The sequence below is a fragment of the Mesorhizobium sp. PUT5 genome, assembly GCF_052216645.1.
Classification (GTDB): domain Bacteria; phylum Pseudomonadota; class Alphaproteobacteria; order Rhizobiales; family Rhizobiaceae; genus Mesorhizobium.
In genome coordinates, this window is the sequence record NZ_JBQOSO010000003.1 from 1,933,182 (window position 1) to 1,950,072 (window position 16,891).

The 16,891-nt window shown below is 66.0% G+C and carries 17 protein-coding genes; 9 read left to right on the plus strand and 8 right to left on the minus strand.

Going from position 1 to position 16,891, the window contains the following annotated elements; translation table 11 throughout:
* Window positions 1-6: 6 nt before the first annotated feature.
* From ACTDI4_RS10915 to ACTDI4_RS10930, 4 genes are read right to left on the minus strand one after another with little or no spacing between them, the layout of a single operon-like run.
* Window positions 7-1,035 (minus strand): histone deacetylase family protein, encoded by a 1,029-nt coding sequence (locus ACTDI4_RS10915; protein ID WP_442841158.1) that lies wholly within the window; start codon window positions 1,033-1,035, stop codon window positions 7-9.
* Window positions 1,032-1,541 (minus strand): GNAT family N-acetyltransferase, encoded by a 510-nt coding sequence (locus ACTDI4_RS10920; protein ID WP_442841159.1) that lies wholly within the window; start codon window positions 1,539-1,541, stop codon window positions 1,032-1,034. Before ACTDI4_RS10920 ends, ACTDI4_RS10915 begins: the two co-directional genes overlap by 4 nt.
* Window positions 1,538-2,467, minus strand: a complete 930-nt coding sequence (locus ACTDI4_RS10925) for a 3-keto-5-aminohexanoate cleavage protein (RefSeq protein WP_442841160.1) — start codon at window positions 2,465-2,467, stop codon at window positions 1,538-1,540. The genes ACTDI4_RS10920 and ACTDI4_RS10925 overlap by 4 nt, the downstream gene beginning before the upstream one ends.
* A gap of 12 nt (window positions 2,468-2,479) precedes the next feature.
* The gene (locus tag ACTDI4_RS10930) at window positions 2,480-3,865 is read right to left on the minus strand and encodes an aminotransferase family protein (RefSeq protein ID WP_442841161.1); all 1,386 of its coding nucleotides are present in this window, start codon (window positions 3,863-3,865) and stop codon (window positions 2,480-2,482) included.
* 226 nt (window positions 3,866-4,091) lie between these two features.
* Here ACTDI4_RS10930 and ACTDI4_RS10935 point away from each other — a divergent pair, with 226 nt between their 5' ends.
* The gene (locus tag ACTDI4_RS10935) at window positions 4,092-4,307 is read left to right on the plus strand and encodes a hypothetical protein (RefSeq protein ID WP_442841162.1); all 216 of its coding nucleotides are present in this window, start codon (window positions 4,092-4,094) and stop codon (window positions 4,305-4,307) included.
* A gap of 94 nt (window positions 4,308-4,401) precedes the next feature.
* Here ACTDI4_RS10935 and ACTDI4_RS10940 read toward each other — a convergent pair whose 3' ends face one another.
* Window positions 4,402-5,838 (minus strand): NAD-dependent succinate-semialdehyde dehydrogenase, encoded by a 1,437-nt coding sequence (locus ACTDI4_RS10940; protein ID WP_442841163.1) that lies wholly within the window; start codon window positions 5,836-5,838, stop codon window positions 4,402-4,404.
* A gap of 140 nt (window positions 5,839-5,978) precedes the next feature.
* On the opposite strand from ACTDI4_RS10940, the gene ACTDI4_RS10945 reads away from it, so the two are divergent.
* From ACTDI4_RS10945 to ACTDI4_RS10955, 3 genes are read left to right on the plus strand one after another with little or no spacing between them, the layout of a single operon-like run.
* Window positions 5,979-7,409: an NAD(P)/FAD-dependent oxidoreductase gene (locus tag ACTDI4_RS10945; RefSeq protein WP_442841164.1), complete on the plus strand. Its 1,431-nt coding sequence runs from the start codon at window positions 5,979-5,981 to the stop codon at window positions 7,407-7,409.
* A 28-nt stretch (window positions 7,410-7,437) separates the two neighbouring features.
* A complete protein-coding gene (locus tag ACTDI4_RS10950) occupies window positions 7,438-8,229 on the plus strand; it encodes a pyrroline-5-carboxylate reductase (protein WP_442841165.1) in 792 nt (263 codons plus the stop codon).
* Between the two features lie 48 nt (window positions 8,230-8,277).
* Entirely contained in the window at window positions 8,278-9,441 is a 1,164-nt protein-coding gene (locus ACTDI4_RS10955; protein ID WP_442841166.1) for an NAD(P)/FAD-dependent oxidoreductase, read from the plus strand.
* Between the two features lie 60 nt (window positions 9,442-9,501).
* On the opposite strand, the gene ACTDI4_RS10960 is transcribed toward ACTDI4_RS10955, so the two are convergent.
* Together ACTDI4_RS10960 and ACTDI4_RS10965 are read right to left on the minus strand one after the other, a co-directional pair.
* A complete protein-coding gene (locus tag ACTDI4_RS10960; protein ID WP_442841167.1) occupies window positions 9,502-10,167 on the minus strand; it encodes a GntR family transcriptional regulator in 666 nt (221 codons plus the stop codon).
* A gap of 99 nt (window positions 10,168-10,266) precedes the next feature.
* Window positions 10,267-10,464, minus strand: a complete 198-nt coding sequence (locus tag ACTDI4_RS10965; RefSeq protein WP_442841168.1) for a tautomerase family protein — start codon at window positions 10,462-10,464, stop codon at window positions 10,267-10,269.
* Between the two features lie 156 nt (window positions 10,465-10,620).
* On the opposite strand from ACTDI4_RS10965, the gene ACTDI4_RS10970 reads away from it, so the two are divergent.
* Window positions 10,621-12,255 (plus strand): choline dehydrogenase, encoded by a 1,635-nt coding sequence (locus ACTDI4_RS10970; protein WP_442841169.1) that lies wholly within the window; start codon window positions 10,621-10,623, stop codon window positions 12,253-12,255.
* A 50-nt stretch (window positions 12,256-12,305) separates the two neighbouring features.
* Here ACTDI4_RS10970 and ACTDI4_RS10975 read toward each other — a convergent pair whose 3' ends face one another.
* Window positions 12,306-13,241 carry a LysR family transcriptional regulator gene (locus ACTDI4_RS10975; protein ID WP_442841170.1) on the minus strand — a complete coding sequence of 312 codons (936 nt, stop codon included), beginning with the start codon at window positions 13,239-13,241 and terminating at the stop codon, window positions 12,306-12,308.
* Window positions 13,242-13,441: 200 nt separating this feature from the next.
* Between ACTDI4_RS10975 and ACTDI4_RS10980 the strand changes: the two genes are divergently transcribed.
* The 4 genes from ACTDI4_RS10980 to ACTDI4_RS10995 all read left to right on the plus strand — a co-directional run bounded on the left by ACTDI4_RS10980 (window position 13,442) and on the right by ACTDI4_RS10995 (window position 16,891).
* Complete coding sequence (locus tag ACTDI4_RS10980; RefSeq protein ID WP_442843333.1) at window positions 13,442-13,915, plus strand: phosphonopyruvate decarboxylase; 474 nt, start codon at window positions 13,442-13,444, stop codon at window positions 13,913-13,915.
* A 5-nt stretch (window positions 13,916-13,920) separates the two neighbouring features.
* Entirely contained in the window at window positions 13,921-14,508 is a 588-nt protein-coding gene (locus tag ACTDI4_RS10985) for a thiamine pyrophosphate-dependent enzyme (protein ID WP_442841171.1), read from the plus strand.
* 8 nt (window positions 14,509-14,516) lie between these two features.
* Complete coding sequence (locus ACTDI4_RS10990; RefSeq protein ID WP_442841172.1) at window positions 14,517-15,995, plus strand: aldehyde dehydrogenase; 1,479 nt, start codon at window positions 14,517-14,519, stop codon at window positions 15,993-15,995.
* 116 nt (window positions 15,996-16,111) lie between these two features.
* Window positions 16,112-16,891 carry an SDR family NAD(P)-dependent oxidoreductase gene (locus ACTDI4_RS10995; protein WP_442841173.1) on the plus strand — a complete coding sequence of 260 codons (780 nt, stop codon included), beginning with the start codon at window positions 16,112-16,114 and terminating at the stop codon, window positions 16,889-16,891.

Sequence of the window (16,891 nt, forward strand, 5' to 3'; positions counted from 1 at the left end):
GCGCGGTCAGGCCGCCGCCCCGCCGAACCCGGTCAGGAAAGCGGTGAGATTGTCGCCGAGCGCGTCGCACAGATAGCCGCCTTCCTGCACGATGGTCGTGGGCAGATTCAGCCCCGCGATCGCCTCGCCGATGCGCGAGAAGCCGGGCGTCGTCACCGAAAGCCCTCCGAACGGGTCGCCTTCGAAGGCATCCAGCCCCAGCGCCACCACCAGCGCGTCGGGCGCGAAGGAGCGGATGCGCCGGAACGCGGCCTCCAGCGCCCCCATGAATGCCTCGTCGCCGGACTTGCGCGGCAAGGGCAGGTTGAGATTGTAGCCGAGGCCGGGCCCTTCGCCTCGCTCGTCGGCATGGCCCCAGAAGAACGGATAGAACCGCACCGGATCAGCATGCAGCGAGACGGTCAGCACGTCCGGCCGCGCGTAGAAAATTCCTTGCGTGCCGTTGCCGTGGTGCAGGTCGACATCCAGGATCGCCACCCGCGCCGCCGATCTGCGCAGCACCTGCGCGGCCACCGCCGAATTGTTGATGAAACAGAAGCCGCCGGCCACATCGGCGAAGGCGTGGTGGCCGGGCGGACGGCACAGCGCATAGGCGGCGGGGGCGCCGGACAGCACGGTTTCGGCAGCTTCCACCGCGCTCCAGGCGCTCCACAGCGCGCTGTCCCAGGTTTCCGCCGAAATGGGGCAGGCTGTGTCTGCCATGTGGTAGCCCGCCTGGCCGACGGCGGAGGCCGGATAGGCGCCGTCGCGCGCGATGGGGTGAATGTTGGGGATCACTTCTTCGGAGGCACCATCGATGCGCTGCCAGCGGACAAAAATGTGCTCGAGGAAATCGAGATATTCCGGCGTATGCACCGCTGCCACCGGGCCAAGCCCATGATTTTTCGGCCGTGCGATAGTGCAGCCTGCCGCCCTTGCGCCGGCCAGCAACCGCTCCGCGCGCTCCGGCTGCTCCGGGTTGGGTTTCTGCGCGCCGCTGGACAGGAAGGCTTTGGGGTCGTGGCGTTTCTGCTCGTCGGCGTAGAAGGCTTTCATCTGTCCTCCGGATGATCGTCGTTTTCGGCGAACGCGAAAAACGCATCGCCGAGGATCTTGTGGACCTGCTCGTTGCGCGAGCGGGCGATGCCGAGCCGCTCGTAGAAGGCCTGCGCCTTCACATTGTCCGTGTCCACGGCCAGCCGCAGATAGACGCCGCCCGCGTCCCGGGTAAGCCGCGCCACCTCGCGCAGCAGCTTCTCGCCCACTTTCAGCCCGCGAAAACGCTCAGCGACGAACAGATCCTGGATATAGACGCCGGGACGGCCCATCCAGCTCGAAAAGATCGGGAAATACAGGCACATGCCGGCGAATTCGGAATTGATTTCCGCGACCAGCGTGGCAAAGGCGGGCCGCTCGCCGAAGCCGAAGCGGCGGATGTCGTCGGCTGTGGAAGCGATCTTGTGGGTCTCGCCCACGGCCTCGCCTATGCCCAGCAGGGCGGCGTGGATGTCATCGGCATCCTCGATCCTGCCGGGGCGGATGGCGAGTTTCGGAACCGTCAAAACGCCACCTTGTCGGCGCCCTTCAGCGCCAGCATCTCGCGCGCCTTGGCCGGGCTCGCCGCCTCCAGCGACAGCCCTTCGAGAATGCTCCGGATGCGCCGCACCTGATCGGCATTGGATTTCGCCAAAGTCCGGCCGTCATAGAGGCTGTCTTCCAGCCCCACCCGCACATTGCCGCCCATGGCGGCGGCAATGGAGACCAGCGGCATCTGGTGGCGGCCGGCGGCCAGCACCGAGAAGCGGTAGTCGTCGCCGAACAGCTTGTCGGCGATGCGCTTCATGTGGACCAGGTTTTCCGGGTCGGCGCCGATACCGCCCAATATGCCCAGAACGAACTGGATGAAGAACGGCCCCTCGACAAGCCCGCGGTCGCGGAAATGCGCCAGCGAGTAGAGATGGCCGACATCGTAGCATTCGAACTCGAAGCGAGTGCCGCAACCCTTGCCCAGCTTGTCAAGAATGAACTCCATGTCCGCGAAAGTATTCTTGAAAATGGTGTGGCGCGTTGCCTCCAGGAGCTGCGGTTCCCATTCGTGCCGCCATTCGCGCGGGCGATCGAGAATGGGAAACAGTCCAAAGTTCATCGAGCCCATGTTGAGCGAGCACATTTCCGGCTGCGCCTTCAGCGGTGCGGCCAGCCGCTCGTCCAGCGTCATCAGCGAGGAGCCGCCGGTGGTGATGTTGACCACCGCGTCGGTCGCCTGCTTTATGCGCGGCAGGAAGCGCATGAACACCTCGGCGTCGGCGGTGGGGCGTCCGTTGGCCGGGTCACGCGCGTGCAGATGCAGGATCGAAGCCCCGGCTTCGGCCGCGGCGACCGCTTCGGCCGCGATCTGGTCCGGCGTCACCGGCAGGTGCGGCGACATGGACGGCGTATGCACCGAGCCGGTGACCGCGCAGGTGATGATGACCTTGCGTGCTGCCATCCCTTGCCCCTTTCAGCGGTCGACCGGCAGGTCGAGTTCGGCGGCCAGCGCCTCCAGCGAATCGCCGAGAATGCCCACCATCTCGCCGATCTGTTCGCGCGTGATGATCAGCGGCGGGGCGAGGATGAAATTGTCCAGTTCCATGCCGTCGCCGCGGATGCGGCGCGAATAGATGATCAGCCCGCGCTCGTAGGCAAGGTCGAGCAGGCGCTGGTTGGCGTTTTTATCCTTGGGCAGCGGCTGGAAAGTCCCCGGATCGGCCACCATGTCGGCGCCGATCAGCAGGCCCTTGCCGCGCACGCCGGCGATAAAGGGAAAGCGTTTCGCCAACCCGGCCAGTTCGCGGATCAGCAACTCGCCCATGGCAGCCGCATTTTCCTCGCAGCCCAACCGCTCCATTTCATCCAGCACCGCAAGGCCGGCCGCGCAGGCCAGCGGGTTGCCGGCATAGGTGTAGCCGTGCTGGAAGCCGCCCATGTCGAGCACCGGCCGGATGACGCGGCGCGAGGCCGCCATGGCGCCGAGCGGGGCATAGCCGGAGCCGATGCCCTTGGACATGGTGATGATGTCGGGCCGGCAGTTCCAATGGTCGCCGCCGAGATATTTTCCGGTGCGTGCCGCCCCGCTCATCACCTCGTCGTGGATGAGCAGGATGCCGTATTTGTCGCAGATCTCGCGGATACGGGCAAAATAGCTGTCGGGCGGCACCAGCGCGGCGGTGGCAGCGCCGCCGATCGGCTCCATGATGAAGGCGACGACGCTGTCCGGTCCTTCGGCGAGGATTTTTTCCTCGAGCATGTCGGCATAGCGGATGCCGCGCTGCTCCATCGTCAGGTTGTCGCGGTCGCGATAGGCGGTCGGCGCGGGCACGGCAGGCATGGCCGTTGTCTGCGGCGCGAAGGTCTCCGTCAGCGCCAGGTCGCCGGTCACGCCGAGCGCGCCGATGGTGCCGCCGTGATAGGACGGAAAGCGGCAGATGACCTTCCAGCGTTTCGGCTGGCCGATGGCCACGGCCCATTGCCGCGCCAGCTTGATGGCCGATTCCACCGCCTCGGACCCGCCGGAGACGAAGAAGATGCCGTCCACGTCGCCCGGCATCTTGCCCGCCAGCCGCCGCGCCAGTTCCTCTGCCGGCTCGTTCTCGAAATGCAGGCGGTAGGCGAAAGTGGTCTTGTCCATCTGCCGCCGCATCGCCTCGATGACGTTGCGGTTGCCGTGGCCGATATTGGAAACCATCGGCCCGCTGGAGCCGTCGATGAAGCGGCGGCCGTCCCTTGTCCAGAAATAGATTCCGTCCGCGCGGTCCACCAGCGGGCGGCGCAGGCGCGTGACGTAGAACAGGTGCGAGGCCGGGCGCTCGGGCTCGGCGGGCGGGGCGGCTATGGCTTGCTGGGACATGAATTTTTCCATTCGACCTGCGAGGCATTTCACCGGGCCGCCCGGCCAGCGTCAACCGGAAACGATCGGGCCAGCGCCGGCCTGTCGGGTGCATGCTGGCGGCAGAGGCGATTAAAAAAAACGACAAATGCCGCAAGATAGCCGCCGAAGCATCATTGGCGGGCCATGATTGGCGTCCTATCTAGAGCCTACCCGGGCGGGTAGGTTCGCTGCGAGGAGGCGAGATATGATCGAGAACACGCCAAAACTGGACGAACTGCTGAGCGACCCGGTGATCAGGCTCGTGATGGCCAGCGACGGCGTGCAACCGGACGAGGTGCGCGTGCTGCTGGAGCGTGCCCGCGACCGCAGCCTGGAGATCGGTCCGCCGGAAATCGGTCCGATGCCGCCGCCGGTCCACATGATCGGCGAAAGCTGCTGCGCCAGTTGGTTCTGCGGCTGATCGGGCCGTCACTTTCCCAAACCCAATCGCAATCGTCATCTGACGTACAACCGCCCCGACCGGGGCGGTTGCTTGCTTTCGACGCCGTTGGCGATCAGATCCGCTTGTCGGTGACCATCTTGGTCCGCAGATAGGCATCCAGCCCTTCGATGCCGCTTTCTGCGCCGTAGCCGGACTCATTGACGCCGCCGAACGGGGTTTCGGCTTCGTGCACGGCCGTATGGTTGATGCCGACCACGCCGGATTCGATGGCGTCGCTTGCCGTGGCTGCAACCGACCCGCTGCGGGTGAAAATGTAGGACGCCAGGCCGTAGGGCAGGGAATTCGCCCGCTCGATCACCTCGTCGAACGACCGGAACGGCGTGATCTGCGTGATCGGGCCGAAAGGCTCCTCGTTCATGGCGCGCGCGTCGTCGGGAACGTCGCGCAGCACGGTGGGCGCATAGAAATAGCCCGTCCTGTCCAGCCGCTCGCCGCCGAGAACCACGGATGCGCCCTTGGCGACGGCGTCCTGCACGAAGCCGTCCATGATGCCGAGCCGCCGCTCGGTGATGAGCGGCCCCATCTGCACGCCCTCGTCGAGGCCGTTGCCGACTACGACCTTCCTGCTGCGCTCGACGAAGCCGGCGATGAAGGCCTCGTAGACAGCCTCGTGCACGTAGAAGCGGGTCGGAGAGGTGCACACCTGCCCGGCATTGCGATATTTAGCCGCCGCCAGCACATCCATCGTGCGGTCGAGATCGGCGTCTTCGAACACGATTGCCGGCGCATGCCCGCCCAGTTCCATCGTGCATCGCTTGAGCGTTTCAGAGGCAAGCCTTTGAAGCAGCTTGCCGACCGGGGTCGATCCGGTCAGGGAGACTTTCTTCGGTATCTTCGAGGCGATCAGGTGTTCCGAGATCGGCGCCGGGGGCCCGAACACGATGGCCAGCGCGCCGGGCGGCACGCCCGCATCCTGGAAGCAGCGGCCGATGGCCACCGCCGTGCCGGGCGTTTCGTCGCTCGGCTTGACGATGATGGTGCAGCCGGCCGCCAGCGCGGCGGCGATTTTCAGCGTGACGTTGCCGGCCGGGAAGTTCCAGGCGGCGAAGCCGAGCGCCGGCCCGACCGGCTCCTTCAGCGCCATCTGCCGTATATCGGGACTGCGGGCGGGAATCACGCGGCCATAGGCCCGCTTGCCTTCCTCGGCATACCAGCGCGTGGCGTCGGCGCAGAATTGCAGTTCGCCTTCGGCTTCCCGCAGCGACTTGCCGTTTTCCAGCGTCAGCGTGCGTGCGATTTCAGGCTTGCGAGCTTCGATGAGGCCGGCCGCCCGGCTCAGCACCTCCCAGCGAAAGGCGGCGGTCGTCTTCTTCCAGCTTCGGAACGTGCGCCCCGCCGCATCGAGCGCGCGGTCGAGGTCCCGTACGGAGGCGCAGGGCACGGTGCCGATCTGCTCTTCCGTGGCCGGATTGATCAGCGGCAGGCTGTCGCCGGCGCTGCCCGCGGTCCATGCTCCGTCGATCAGAAGCTCGAGCTTTTCGCTGTACATCGGCTGCCGTCCCACTATTGCGCGACCCGTCCTGCCGGCTGCGTTCGTGCCTGGGCAGGGCGGCATTTTCCGGATTGTGGAGTCTACGGTATGTTGTATAAATCTGATGATAGATAATATGCAATCAAAAGATTTCGCATATGATAGGCTGGCAGCGGCTCGGTGGCGGCCGTGCCGGCAAGGAGGACGAGATGAGCGCGAGTGGGGATCATGTCGAGGTCGCGGTGATCGGTGCCGGCAATATCGGCCTCGCCGTCGCCTACTATCTCGTCAGGAAATACGACGTCTCGCGCATCGCGCTGATCGATCCGCGCGATCCCATGAGCCTCACCTCGGCGCAATCGGGTGAGAACTACCGCAACTGGTGGCCGCATCCGGTGATGACGGCCTATACCGACGACAGCATCCGGCTCATGGAGGAGATCGCGCGCGAGAGCGGCAACCGCATCAACATGACGCGCCGCGGCTATGCGCTGGTGACGCGCAGGAGCGACCCTGCCGATCTCGTCGAGGATCTTTACCGTGGCTATGCCGGGCAGGGGGAAAGGTTCATTCGCATTCACGACAGCGGCAGCTCGCACGCTGCCTACCGGCCGGCCGTGTCGGCCGCCTGGGAAGATGCACCCGAAGGGGTGGACGTGCTGTGCAGCCAGGAACTGATCCGCAAGACTTTCCCGGCCTATGCCCGGGACGTGGCGACCGTGCTCCACATTCGCCGCGCCGGCTCCATCAGCGGCCAGCAACTCGGCCAGTTCATGCTCGAGGCCGTCCGATCGGCCGGCGGCCGGCTGATCCGCGGCGAGGTCGTCGGCGCCGAGAGGGCAGGGCCGTTCGCGCTCTCCATCGCGAGCGGGGACGAAACCGTCCGGCTCCGCGCCGAACGCGTGGTGAATGCCGCAGGCCCGTTTCTCAAGGATGTGGCCAGGCTGCTGGGCGAGGACCTTCCGGTTTCCTGCGTCTACCAACAGAAGGTCGCCTTCGAGGATCATGAGGGCGCGGTGCCCCGGAACCTGCCCTTCACGATCGACCTCGACGGCCAGGAACTGGACTGGACCGACGAGGAGCGCGCCATCCTTGCCGAGGACCCTGCCACCGCGCGGCTGACGCAATTCATCGCCGGCGGTATCCACTGCCGCCCGGACGGTGCGGAAGGCGGCAAATGGGTCAAACTCGGCTGGGCCTTCAACGAGTGCGCCGGCGACCCGCATGGCCCGGAACCGGCGGACGACCATTTCCCCGACATCGTGCTGCGCGCCGCCGGCCGCCTGCAACCCGCGCTGCGGGCCTATCTCGGCCGCCTGCCGCGCGGCGCTCATCACTATGGCGGCTACTACACCATGACCGGGGAGAACTGGCCGCTGATCGGGCCGATGGCGACGCCGGGCGTGTTCGTGGCGGGCGCGCTGTCCGGCTTTGGCACCATGGCCGCCTGTGCCACGGGGTCGATCTGCGCGGATTGGATCATGGGTGGCCAGCCGGTTTCCTACGCAAGGATGTTGAGCCTGGACCGCTATCGCGATCCGGCGCTCATGGCGGAACTGGCCGGCCTGCAGAGCCGCGGCGTGCTGTGATGCGGCGCAGCCGGCAGGAGGCGCGGCCATGAAAATCGGATTCGTCGGCACCGGCGTCATCACCGAAGCGATCGTCACCGGCCTGCTGCAAGCCGGCATCCCGGTGGACGGCATCGTCGTTTCGCCGCGTTCGGAGGCCACGGCCGGCAGGCTTGCCGCGCTGTCGCCGCTGGTAGATGTGGCCAGCAACAACCAGGAGGTCGTCGGCGGCTGCGACGTCGTCTTCCTGGCCGTGCGTCCGCAAGTGGCGGAAGAGGTCGTGCGTGCCCTGGATTTCGCGCCCGGCACCGTCGTGGCAAGCCTGATCGCGACCGTCCCGATCCCGACGCTGAGAGAATGGATCGGCGCGGAAGTCGAAATTGCCAGGGCGGTTCCCTTGCCCTTCGTGGCCGATCTTGCCGGCGTGACCGTCGTCTACCCCCGATCGGATGTGCTGGACCGGATTTTCGCGGCCCTGGGCACCGTGATCGATTGCGAGACGATCGACGAGTTCGACGCCTTCGCCGTCGCCGGGGGGCTGATGGGCGCCTATTTCGGCTTTGCTGAGACATGCGCGCAATGGCTCGGCACGGCCGGCGTGCCCTATGACAAGGCAAAGGCTTATCTCGCGCCCTTCTTCCATGGCCTGGCGGGCAGCGCGGTGGCGGCTTCGGACAAGAGCTTCGAGGATCTGCGCATCGGCCACACCACCGTCGGCGGCCTGAACGACCAGCTTTACGAACGCTTCCGGCAGGACGGCGGCCTGCGGGCGCTGACTGCCGCGCTGGATGCCGTGGCCGAGCGCATCGACAAAGCGCGTACGAAAGTGAAGCGCGAATGAAACCCGTGTGTTGCGCCCGAAAATTGCAGTGAATCTACAGGAGATGACGTGAAGACCGACATTTTGATCATCGGCGGCGGCGCGATCGGTTCGGCAGTTGCCTATTTCGTGAAGCTGCAATCGCCCGGCACTCAGGTGACCGTCGTGGAGCGCGACCCGACCTATGGCCGGGCCTCCACGCCGAGGGCTTCCGGCGGCGTTCGGCGGCTGTTCTCGCTGCCAGAGAACATCGAATTGTCGAACTTCAGCATCCCGTTTTTCGAAACCTTTCCCGAAACGATGGCCGTCGACGGCGCCAGGGCCGAGATCGGGTTCAGGAAGAACGGCTATCTGTTCATCGTGCCGCCGTCCGCCCGCGACATGCTGAAACGCAATTTCGAGACCGAGCAGAGGCTGGGATGCAACGTCGCCTGGCTGGAACCCGACGAACTGAAGCACAAGTTCCCCTCCATGAACGTGCAGGATCTCGGCGCCGCCGTCCACTCTCCCGACGACGGCTGGCTGGACCCGCACAGCGTGCTGATGGGCTTCCGCAAGAAGGCGCGGTCGATGGGCGTGGATTATCTGGTCGACGAGGTTTCCGGGCTGGAGCGCCGCGGCAGCGCCGTCACCGCCGCCACGCTGAAATCCGGCGCGCGGGTCGAGGCCGAGCATTTCGTCAATGCCGCCGGCGCCTGGGCAAAGGACATTTGCGCCATGCTCGGCATAAGGGTGCCGATCGAGCCGCTGCGCCGTTTCGAGCACTATTTCGAAGCGGAGGAACCGATCGAGCCGCTGCCCTACCTCAAGGACCCGGAACGGCTGGCCTTCCGGCCGGAGGGCCAGGGCTATTCCGGCGGCGTGCCGACGCTGGAGGAGCCGCGCGGCTACAATTTCGACGTGGACCACGACTATTTCGAAAATGTCGTGTGGCCGGCGCTGGCGCATCGCTTCCCGCAATTCGAGAAGACGAAATGCAAGAACACGCTACCCGGCCTCTACGACCAGAACGACTTTGACGGCAACGTCATCATCGGGCCGGGAGCCGATGGGCTCGGCAACTTCCATATGCTGGCCGGGTTCTCCGGCCATGGGCTCATGCATGCGCCGGGATGCGGGCGCGCCATGGCCGAACTGATGCTGAAGGGCCGCTACGAGACCATCGACCTGACGCGATTCGGCTGGCAGCGCCTTGTCGACGGCGTGCCGTTGCCGGAACAGGGCATCATCTGAGAGCTTCGGCAGGAAAGCATGGCGCCGCCACGGTCCCCGAAGGCCGTGGCGGTGGCATGTCTACCGTGCTGCTTCGACGTGGCGGCCGCTGGCCTGCAAGGATTTCTGGGTCTGCTCGATATGCCGCTCCAGCAGCTCGACGGCCTGCTCGATCTTGCCTTGCCGGCACAGTTCGAGCAGTTCGTGGTGCTCTTTCTGCGGCCTGGCCTTGCCGGCCGCGCGCGAGACCTGCCGGCGCGTGAAGCGGTTGACGTGGCCGTAATTCGCCTCGATCATGGCGAGAAGCTTCTGCCTGTTGCAGGGCGCATAGAGCGTCCAGTGGAAGTTCCAGTTCATCTCTCCCCAGGCGTCCGGCTCGGAGGCCGCGTCATAGCGGTCGAGGATTTCCTGCGCGGCGTCGAGGTCCTCTATCGCCATGTTGGGGATGGCCAGCTTCAGCGCCCTGGTCTCGAGCGCGATGCGGATGTCCAGCATTTCGAGGACGTCTTCCAGAGACAGGCCCTTGACCACGGCGCCCTTGTTGGCGTGGAAGACGACGAGCCCCTCGCTTTCCAACTGGCGCAATGCCTCGCGAACCGGGATGCGGCTGGTGCCGAACTGCTCGGCCACCTCGTCCTGCCGCAACTGATGGCCGGCCTCGAACTCGCCGGCCAGGATGGACGCGCGTAGCCCGTCCCTCACGAGTTCGGGCGCGGGTTTGCGGACTTCAGCTTGCTTGGGTGCCATGGACGACCCCGCGATCATGAATGCGGCTAACGATTATGCAATTGTGAAATATCGTATATGATTGTCAAGAGTCCGGTCCCGTCGGCCGCCATTGCGTGCTTAGCCCTTCTTCGCCCGCTGCGAAAGCAGGGTGCCGCCGAAGGCCCAATCATCCGAACTGACGTCGTTGAAGATGATGCTCACCGATTCGGGCGAGCAGTTGCAGAATTCCACCAGCGCGTCGGTGATGGCCTGGGCCGTCTTCTGCTTCTGCTCCACGCTGCGACCCTCGGAAAGGTCCACTCTGATCCAAGGCATTTTTTCTCCTTCCCTTCGGTTGACCCGGAGTATGGGCGCCAGGCTTGCAGGCGCCAGTTTGAGTTTGACATGACTTTATACGATAAAATAAAATAGTATCCAATACGCGATGCCTGCGTCGCGATTGTCGGTGCCTTCCCCGGGGAGTCTGCGAAGATGCGTTTTGACTACATCGTCGTCGGGGCCGGATCGGCGGGATGCATCGTCGCGACAAGGCTCAGCGAAGACCCGTCGATCCGGGTACTGCTGGTCGAGGCGGGCGGCTCCGACCGCAGCCCGGTCATCGCCATGCCGGCGGCGCTGCCCTTCACCTATCAGAGCAGGAAGCTGGGCTGGGGCTACGAATCCGGCCCCGAGCCCCATCTGGGCGGCCGCACGATCGACGAGAAGCGCGGCCGCGTCGTCGGCGGCACCTCCTCCATCAATGCGATGATCTTCAACCGCGGCAATGCGCTGGATTTCGACGGCTGGGCCGAGCAGGGCCTGACCGAGTGGGGCTATGCGCAATGCCTGCCCTATTTCCGCCGGATGGAAACCTTCGCCGAAGGCGCGGACGAGTGGCGCGGCGGCGAGGGGCCGATGTTCATCAGCCGTTGCCGCGCCGCGCACAAGCTCTACGACACCTTCCTGCGCGGCGGCGAGCAGGCCGGCTTCGAGGTCGCGCCCGATCACAACGGCTACAGGCAGGAAGGTCTGCACATCGCGCAGGCCTTCGTGCATGACGGCCTGCGCTGGAGTTCGGCGCGGGGCTATCTTCATCCGGCGGCGCGCAGGGAGAACCTCGAGGTTCTCACCCATGCGCGGGTCGACAGGGTGGTCATCGAAAACGGTGCCGCTGTCGGCATCGAGATGCGGCATAAGGGCGAGCGGCGCACGGTTGCCTGCGAGCGCGAGGTCATCCTGTGCGCGGGCGCCTTCAACAGCCCGCAACTTCTGATGCTATCCGGCGTGGGCAACGCCGACGACCTGCGCGCGCACGGCATCGAATTGAAGGCCCATGCGCCGGGGGTCGGCCGCAATCTGGAAAACCATCCCGGCGTGAATCTTCAATATGCGACCAATTACGAAGATTCGCTGGTTTCGGAATTGAACATGCTCGGGCAGGTGCGGCTGGCGGCCGACTGGGCCTTGCGGAGAAAGGGGCTGGGCACCAGCAATTTCTTCGAGGCGGGCGCCTTCCTGCGCACGCGCCCCGATGTCGGATTCCCCAACATGCAGTTCGAGTTCCTGCCGCTGACGCGCCAGCTCAGGAATGGCAGGCTGGTCGCCATTCCCGGCTTCCAGTTCTGGATGGACCTGTCGCGGCCGGAAAGCCGGGGCGCCGTCACGCTGCGCTCGGCCGATCCCTCGGCAGCGCCCTCCATCGTCTTCAACCACCTGGAATCCCGGCAGGACCTCCAGGATCTCGTCGACGGCGTGAAAATGGCGCGCGACATGATCCGCCAGCCGGCCTGGGACAAGTTCCGCGGCGAGGAACTGGCCCCCGGCGCGGATGCCGGAACCGACGCCGAACTGGAGCGGTTCGTGCGGGCCAATCTGGGCACGTCCTTTCATCCCTCGGGCACATGCCGCATGGGCGTGGACGACGAGGCGGTGGTCGACGGGGAAGGGCGGGTCAAGGCCGTGCGGCGCATGCGCGTCGTCGACGGCTCGATCATGCCGAGGATCGTCACGGCCAATCTGAGCGCCGCGATCATGATGATGGCCGAGAAGATCACCGACCGTATCCTCGGCAAGCCGGCGCTGCCGCCGTCTGCCGCGCCGTATCACCGCGCAGTCGCGGCTTCCTGACGAGGGTAGGCGCGAGGCTCGCGCAGGTAGATATAGCCAAATTCGATTGCTTAGGATGCGGGCCCGAGCAACTGTCCGGCCCACACCCCGCGCTCGACGCGATCTCTGACGATGTCCTGTATGGCCTGGTCGGCGAAGCGCGCCAGCCGCGAGGCAGGCCGGTCCGAGGGATAGGCCAGCACGAGGCGGCGCATCGGCACCGGGTCGATCAGCGGCGCGGCCGTGAGGTCGCCCTCGCCGATATCGGCATGGATGGGGGCAAGCGGCAGGATGGTCCAGCCATGGCCGTGGCGCACCAGATCCTTCAGCGCTGCATAGGAATCCGCCTCGATGCCGACATCGAGCGCAATGCCGGCCTCCGCCGCGCAACGCTCCACGATGATCCTCAATCCGTGCTTGACGCTGGGCAGCAGCAGCCGCCTGCCGGCCAAGGAGGCGAAGGGCGCCGCCCGCACTGGCGAGAAGCCGGCATCCTGGGGGCCGATGAGGAACAGGTTTTCCAGCAGCAGCGGGCGCGAGCGCAGGGAGCGCGCCGTGCGCGGGTCGTAGAGCACGGCAAGGTTCACCTCGCCCCGGTGCAGCCAGTCGAGCAGGTAGCCGGTATAGGCGCTGACCAGCCGCAGCTTCGCCTGCGGATGGGCCTTGCCGAAGGTGGCCGCCAGCGGCACGGAGATGATGTCGGCAACCGTGGGCGGCAGGCCGATGGCGACCTCGCCGGTGAGCGGTGCATCCGCGGGCTTTGCGGTGGCGCGGATCTCGTCGATCTCGGCCATCACGCGAACCGCATGCTTCAGCACGTCCTGCCCCTGCTCGGACAGCACCATGCCGCGCCCGTGGCGCACGAACAGCGCAAAGCCCAGTTCCTCCTCCAGCATCCGCACCTGCCGGCTGAGCGCGGGCTGCGCGATGTGCAGGCGGTCGGCGGCTTTGCTGAGGCTGCCCAACTCGGCGACATGGATCAGGGTGCGTAGCTGCGATAGTTCCATGAGCTATCGAATATCATTATATCTGGTCACAAGAAAGAGAAGCGGATTGCATCGTTTGCCGCGTCTACACTGAAGCCGATAGAAATCCTCGGAGGTTTTAGGTGGCGGTGAGCATCCAGGCAAAATTCGCGGAAGGTGGCGCCTCTGCCGCCGTTCCGGCCGAATCTGAAAAGCAGTGGCCGGAACAGGTCTATGACGCGCTGAAGGCAGCCGGCATCAGCCAGATGTCCTATGTGCCTGATGCCGGCCACACCACGCTGATCCAGCGTTTCAGCACCGATGCCGAGGTGGCCACCAATGTGCTGACGACCGAGGAAGAGGGCATCGCCATCGCCGCCGGCTCCTGGCTCGGTGGGAAACGCAGCGTCCTCCTCATGCAGTCCTCCGGCGTGGGCAACTGCATCAACATGCTGTCGCTGCCGGTGCAGGCGCGCTTTCCCCTGCTGATGCTGGTGACGATGCGCGGCGAATGGGCCGAGTTCAATCCCTGGCAGGTGCCGATGGGGCAGGCGACGGAGGCGTCGCTGAAGGCGATCGGCATCACCGTGCTGCGCGCCGAGACCGGCGCGGACCTTGTGGAGACGGTGGCGCAAGCCGCCTCGATGGCTTTCGACGCCGACCAGCAGATTGCCGTACTGATCGGGCAGCGCCTGCTCGGCAAGAAGAAGTGGTGAGCGCCATGACCCTTGAGACGATGGATCGCCGCGAGGCGGTGGAGAAGCTTCTCGACGCGCGCGACGGCGCGCTGGTCGTCACCGGCCTCGGCTCGCCGAGCTATGATGTCCACGCCGCCGGCGACCGCGACGACAACTATTATCTGTGGGGCGCCATGGGCGGCGCGGCCCTGGTCGGCCTCGGCCTTGCCCAGGCGCAACCCGAAAAGCGGGTGATGGTCATCACCGGCGACGGCGAGCAACTGATGGCGTTCGGGTCGCTGGCCACGATTGCGGTGGCGAAACCGAAGAACCTGGACATCATCGTGCTCGACAACCAGCATTTCGGCGAGACTGGCATGCAGGCCAGCCATACCGGCCGCGGCATCGCCTTCGACAAGATCGCCGCCGCTTGCGGCTTCGCCGAGACTGCCGAACTGCGCTCGCTGGAAGAGGTCGACACGCTCACCCGGCGCCTGCTCCGGCCCGGCGAAGGGCCGCGCCTGTTCGTGCTCAAGATCACGGCGGAGAACCTGCCGCGTTCCTTGCCGCCGCGCGATGCCGTTCACGTCAAGAACCGCTTCCGCGCCCATCTCGGCTTTTCCACCTGTTGAGGTTCGCCATGACGCCGGTCAGCTTCCAGAACACGGTCGGCGGGCGGCTGCAGCCCGTCGCCGACACTTTCGAGACCTACGATCCGTTCACCGGCCAGTCCTGGGCGCTGATCCCGCGCGACGGCAAGGCGGAGGTGGATGCCGCCGTGGCGGCGGCCAGGGCCGCCTTCCGGTCGAGGGAATGGGGCGGCATCACGCCCTCGGCGCGCGGCAGGCTGCTGGCGCGCGTGGCCGAGCTGATCGCGGAAAATGCCGAGCGTATCGCAGCGATAGAGACGCGCGACAACGGCAAGCTCATCACCGAGATGACGGCGCAGTTGCGCTACATTCCGGAATGGTTCCGCTATTTCGGCGGCCTTGCCGACAAGGTCGAAGGCGCGGTGCTGCCCATCGACAAGGCCGGCATGTTCGCCTTCACCCGCCACGAGCCCCTGGGCGTGATCGCGGCGATCGTGCCGTGGAATTCGCCGCTGCTGCTTCTGACCTGGAAGCTGGCGCCGCTGCTTGCCGCCGGCAACACGGTGGTCATCAAGCCATCGGAGCACGCCTCGGCCTCGACGCTGGAATTCGTCAAGCTGTTCGAGCAGGCCGGCTTCCCGCCCGGCGTGGTCAACACCGTCACCGGCATGCCGATGGAGGTGGGCGTGCCCCTGGTGGCGCATCCGGACGTCGCGAAGATCGCCTTTACCGGCGGCGAACCGGGCGGCATCGCCGTCTATCGCGCCGCCGCCGAGGGACTGAAGACGGTCACGCTTGAACTGGGCGGCAAGTCGGCCAACATCGTCTTCGACGACGCCAATATCGACAGCGCGGTCAACGGTGCCATCTCGGGCATCTTCGCGGCCAGCGGCCAGACCTGCATTGCCGGCTCGCGCCTTCTGGTGCACCGCAAGGTCCACGACCGGGTCGTGGACGGCGTGGTGAAGCTCGCGGCCAGCGCCCGCATCGGCAATCCGGCCCTTTCCGACACCCAGGTGGGGCCGATCACCACCGAGGCACAGCGCGAGAAGGTCCTGTCCTATCTGGATATCGCCCGTGGCGAAGGCGCCGAATGCGTGCTCGGCGGCGGCAGGCCGGCCGCGGCGGAACTGGCGCAGGGCTGGTTCGTGGAACCGTCCATCTTCACCGGCGTCAGCAATTCCATGCGCATCGCCCGCGAGGAGGTCTTCGGGCCGATCCTGTCCGTGATCCCTTTCGACGACGAGGAGGAGGCCTTCGCCATCGCCAACGACAGTCCCTACGGGCTGGCCGCCGGCCTGTGGACCGCCGACATGGGCCGGGCGCTGCGGGGTGCCGCGGCCATGGAGGCGGGCACGGTCTGGATCAACACCTACCGCGCCGTTTCCTATATGGCGCCCTTCGGCGGCTACAAGAGGAGCGGCATCGGCCGGGAGAGCGGACAGGAGGCGATTGCCGACTATCTCCAGACCAAGACGGTTTGGATCGACACCGTCGGCAAGACCGCCAATCCCTTCGTCATCCGCTAGATTGATTGCCGCCGCACAGTAAGAAACAATCGACCCTTCGCCTCCGGCGCGCGGCCGCGTCCTGCAGGCCGCCTCGCGAGCCGGTGGTCTAAGAGGGAAGGAACAAGGAGTTGGACATGAGACAGGCGGGCAAGGTGGCGGTCGTCACCGGGGCGGCGCGCGGAATCGGGCGCGCCTGTGCGGAACGTTTTCTCGCCGAAGGCGCCAAGGTGGTGCTGGGCGACATCGACGCCGCCGCGCTGGAAAAATGCGCCGCCGAGATCGGCACACCCGACACGGTTCTGGCTCTCGTCACCGATGTCAGCAGGAAGGATCAGGTCGATGCCCTCGTTGCCGCTGCGGTGGCGAAGTTCGGCCGGATCGACATCATGGTGAACAATGCGGGCATCGCCCCGGTCCAGGATTTCCTGGACATCAGCGAGGCCGACTACGACAGGGTTCTCGGCGTGAACCTGAAAGGCGCCTTCATGGGCACCCAGGCCGCCGCGCGTCAGATGATCGCGCAGGGCAGGGGCGGCGTCATCATCAACATGTCGTCGATCAATTCGGGGCTCGCCAACCCGCGCGTGGCGACCTATGCGATCTCCAAGGGCGGCATGAACCAGATCACCGGCACCGCAGCCGTCGCCTTCGCGCCCTACGATATCCGGGTGGTCGGGGTCGGTCCGGGCACCATCGCCACAGAGATGGTGATGGACGGGACCTTCATCGATTCGGAGGAAATGCGGCGGGCCATCCTGTCGCGCACGCCGCTCGGGCGCCTCGGTGCCGCCAAGGAGGTTGCTTCCGTCGTCGCCTTCCTGGCCAGCGACGACGCCTCCTACATCACCGGCGAGACGATCTATCCGGATGGCGGGCGGCGCGTGCTGAACTACACGGTGCCGGTCAAGGAGTGA

Coding starts and splice junctions, on each gene's coding strand:
- ACTDI4_RS10915 (WP_442841158.1), bottom strand. CDS start 1,035: ATGAAAGCCTTCTACGCCGACGAGCAGAAACGCCACGACCCCAAAGCC.
- ACTDI4_RS10925 (WP_442841160.1), bottom strand. CDS start 2,467: ATGGCAGCACGCAAGGTCATCATCACCTGCGCGGTCACCGGCTCGGTG.
- ACTDI4_RS10930 (WP_442841161.1), bottom strand. CDS start 3,865: ATGTCCCAGCAAGCCATAGCCGCCCCGCCCGCCGAGCCCGAGCGCCCG.
- ACTDI4_RS10935 (WP_442841162.1), top strand. CDS start 4,092: ATGATCGAGAACACGCCAAAACTGGACGAACTGCTGAGCGACCCGGTG.
- ACTDI4_RS10940 (WP_442841163.1), bottom strand. CDS start 5,838: ATGTACAGCGAAAAGCTCGAGCTTCTGATCGACGGAGCATGGACCGCG.
- ACTDI4_RS10945 (WP_442841164.1), top strand. CDS start 5,979: ATGATAGGCTGGCAGCGGCTCGGTGGCGGCCGTGCCGGCAAGGAGGAC.
- ACTDI4_RS10950 (WP_442841165.1), top strand. CDS start 7,438: ATGAAAATCGGATTCGTCGGCACCGGCGTCATCACCGAAGCGATCGTC.
- ACTDI4_RS10960 (WP_442841167.1), bottom strand. CDS start 10,167: ATGGCACCCAAGCAAGCTGAAGTCCGCAAACCCGCGCCCGAACTCGTG.
- ACTDI4_RS10965 (WP_442841168.1), bottom strand. CDS start 10,464: ATGCCTTGGATCAGAGTGGACCTTTCCGAGGGTCGCAGCGTGGAGCAG.
- ACTDI4_RS10970 (WP_442841169.1), top strand. CDS start 10,621: ATGCGTTTTGACTACATCGTCGTCGGGGCCGGATCGGCGGGATGCATC.
- ACTDI4_RS10975 (WP_442841170.1), bottom strand. CDS start 13,241: ATGGAACTATCGCAGCTACGCACCCTGATCCATGTCGCCGAGTTGGGC.
- ACTDI4_RS10985 (WP_442841171.1), top strand. CDS start 13,921: ATGACCCTTGAGACGATGGATCGCCGCGAGGCGGTGGAGAAGCTTCTC.
- ACTDI4_RS10990 (WP_442841172.1), top strand. CDS start 14,517: ATGACGCCGGTCAGCTTCCAGAACACGGTCGGCGGGCGGCTGCAGCCC.
- ACTDI4_RS10995 (WP_442841173.1), top strand. CDS start 16,112: ATGAGACAGGCGGGCAAGGTGGCGGTCGTCACCGGGGCGGCGCGCGGA.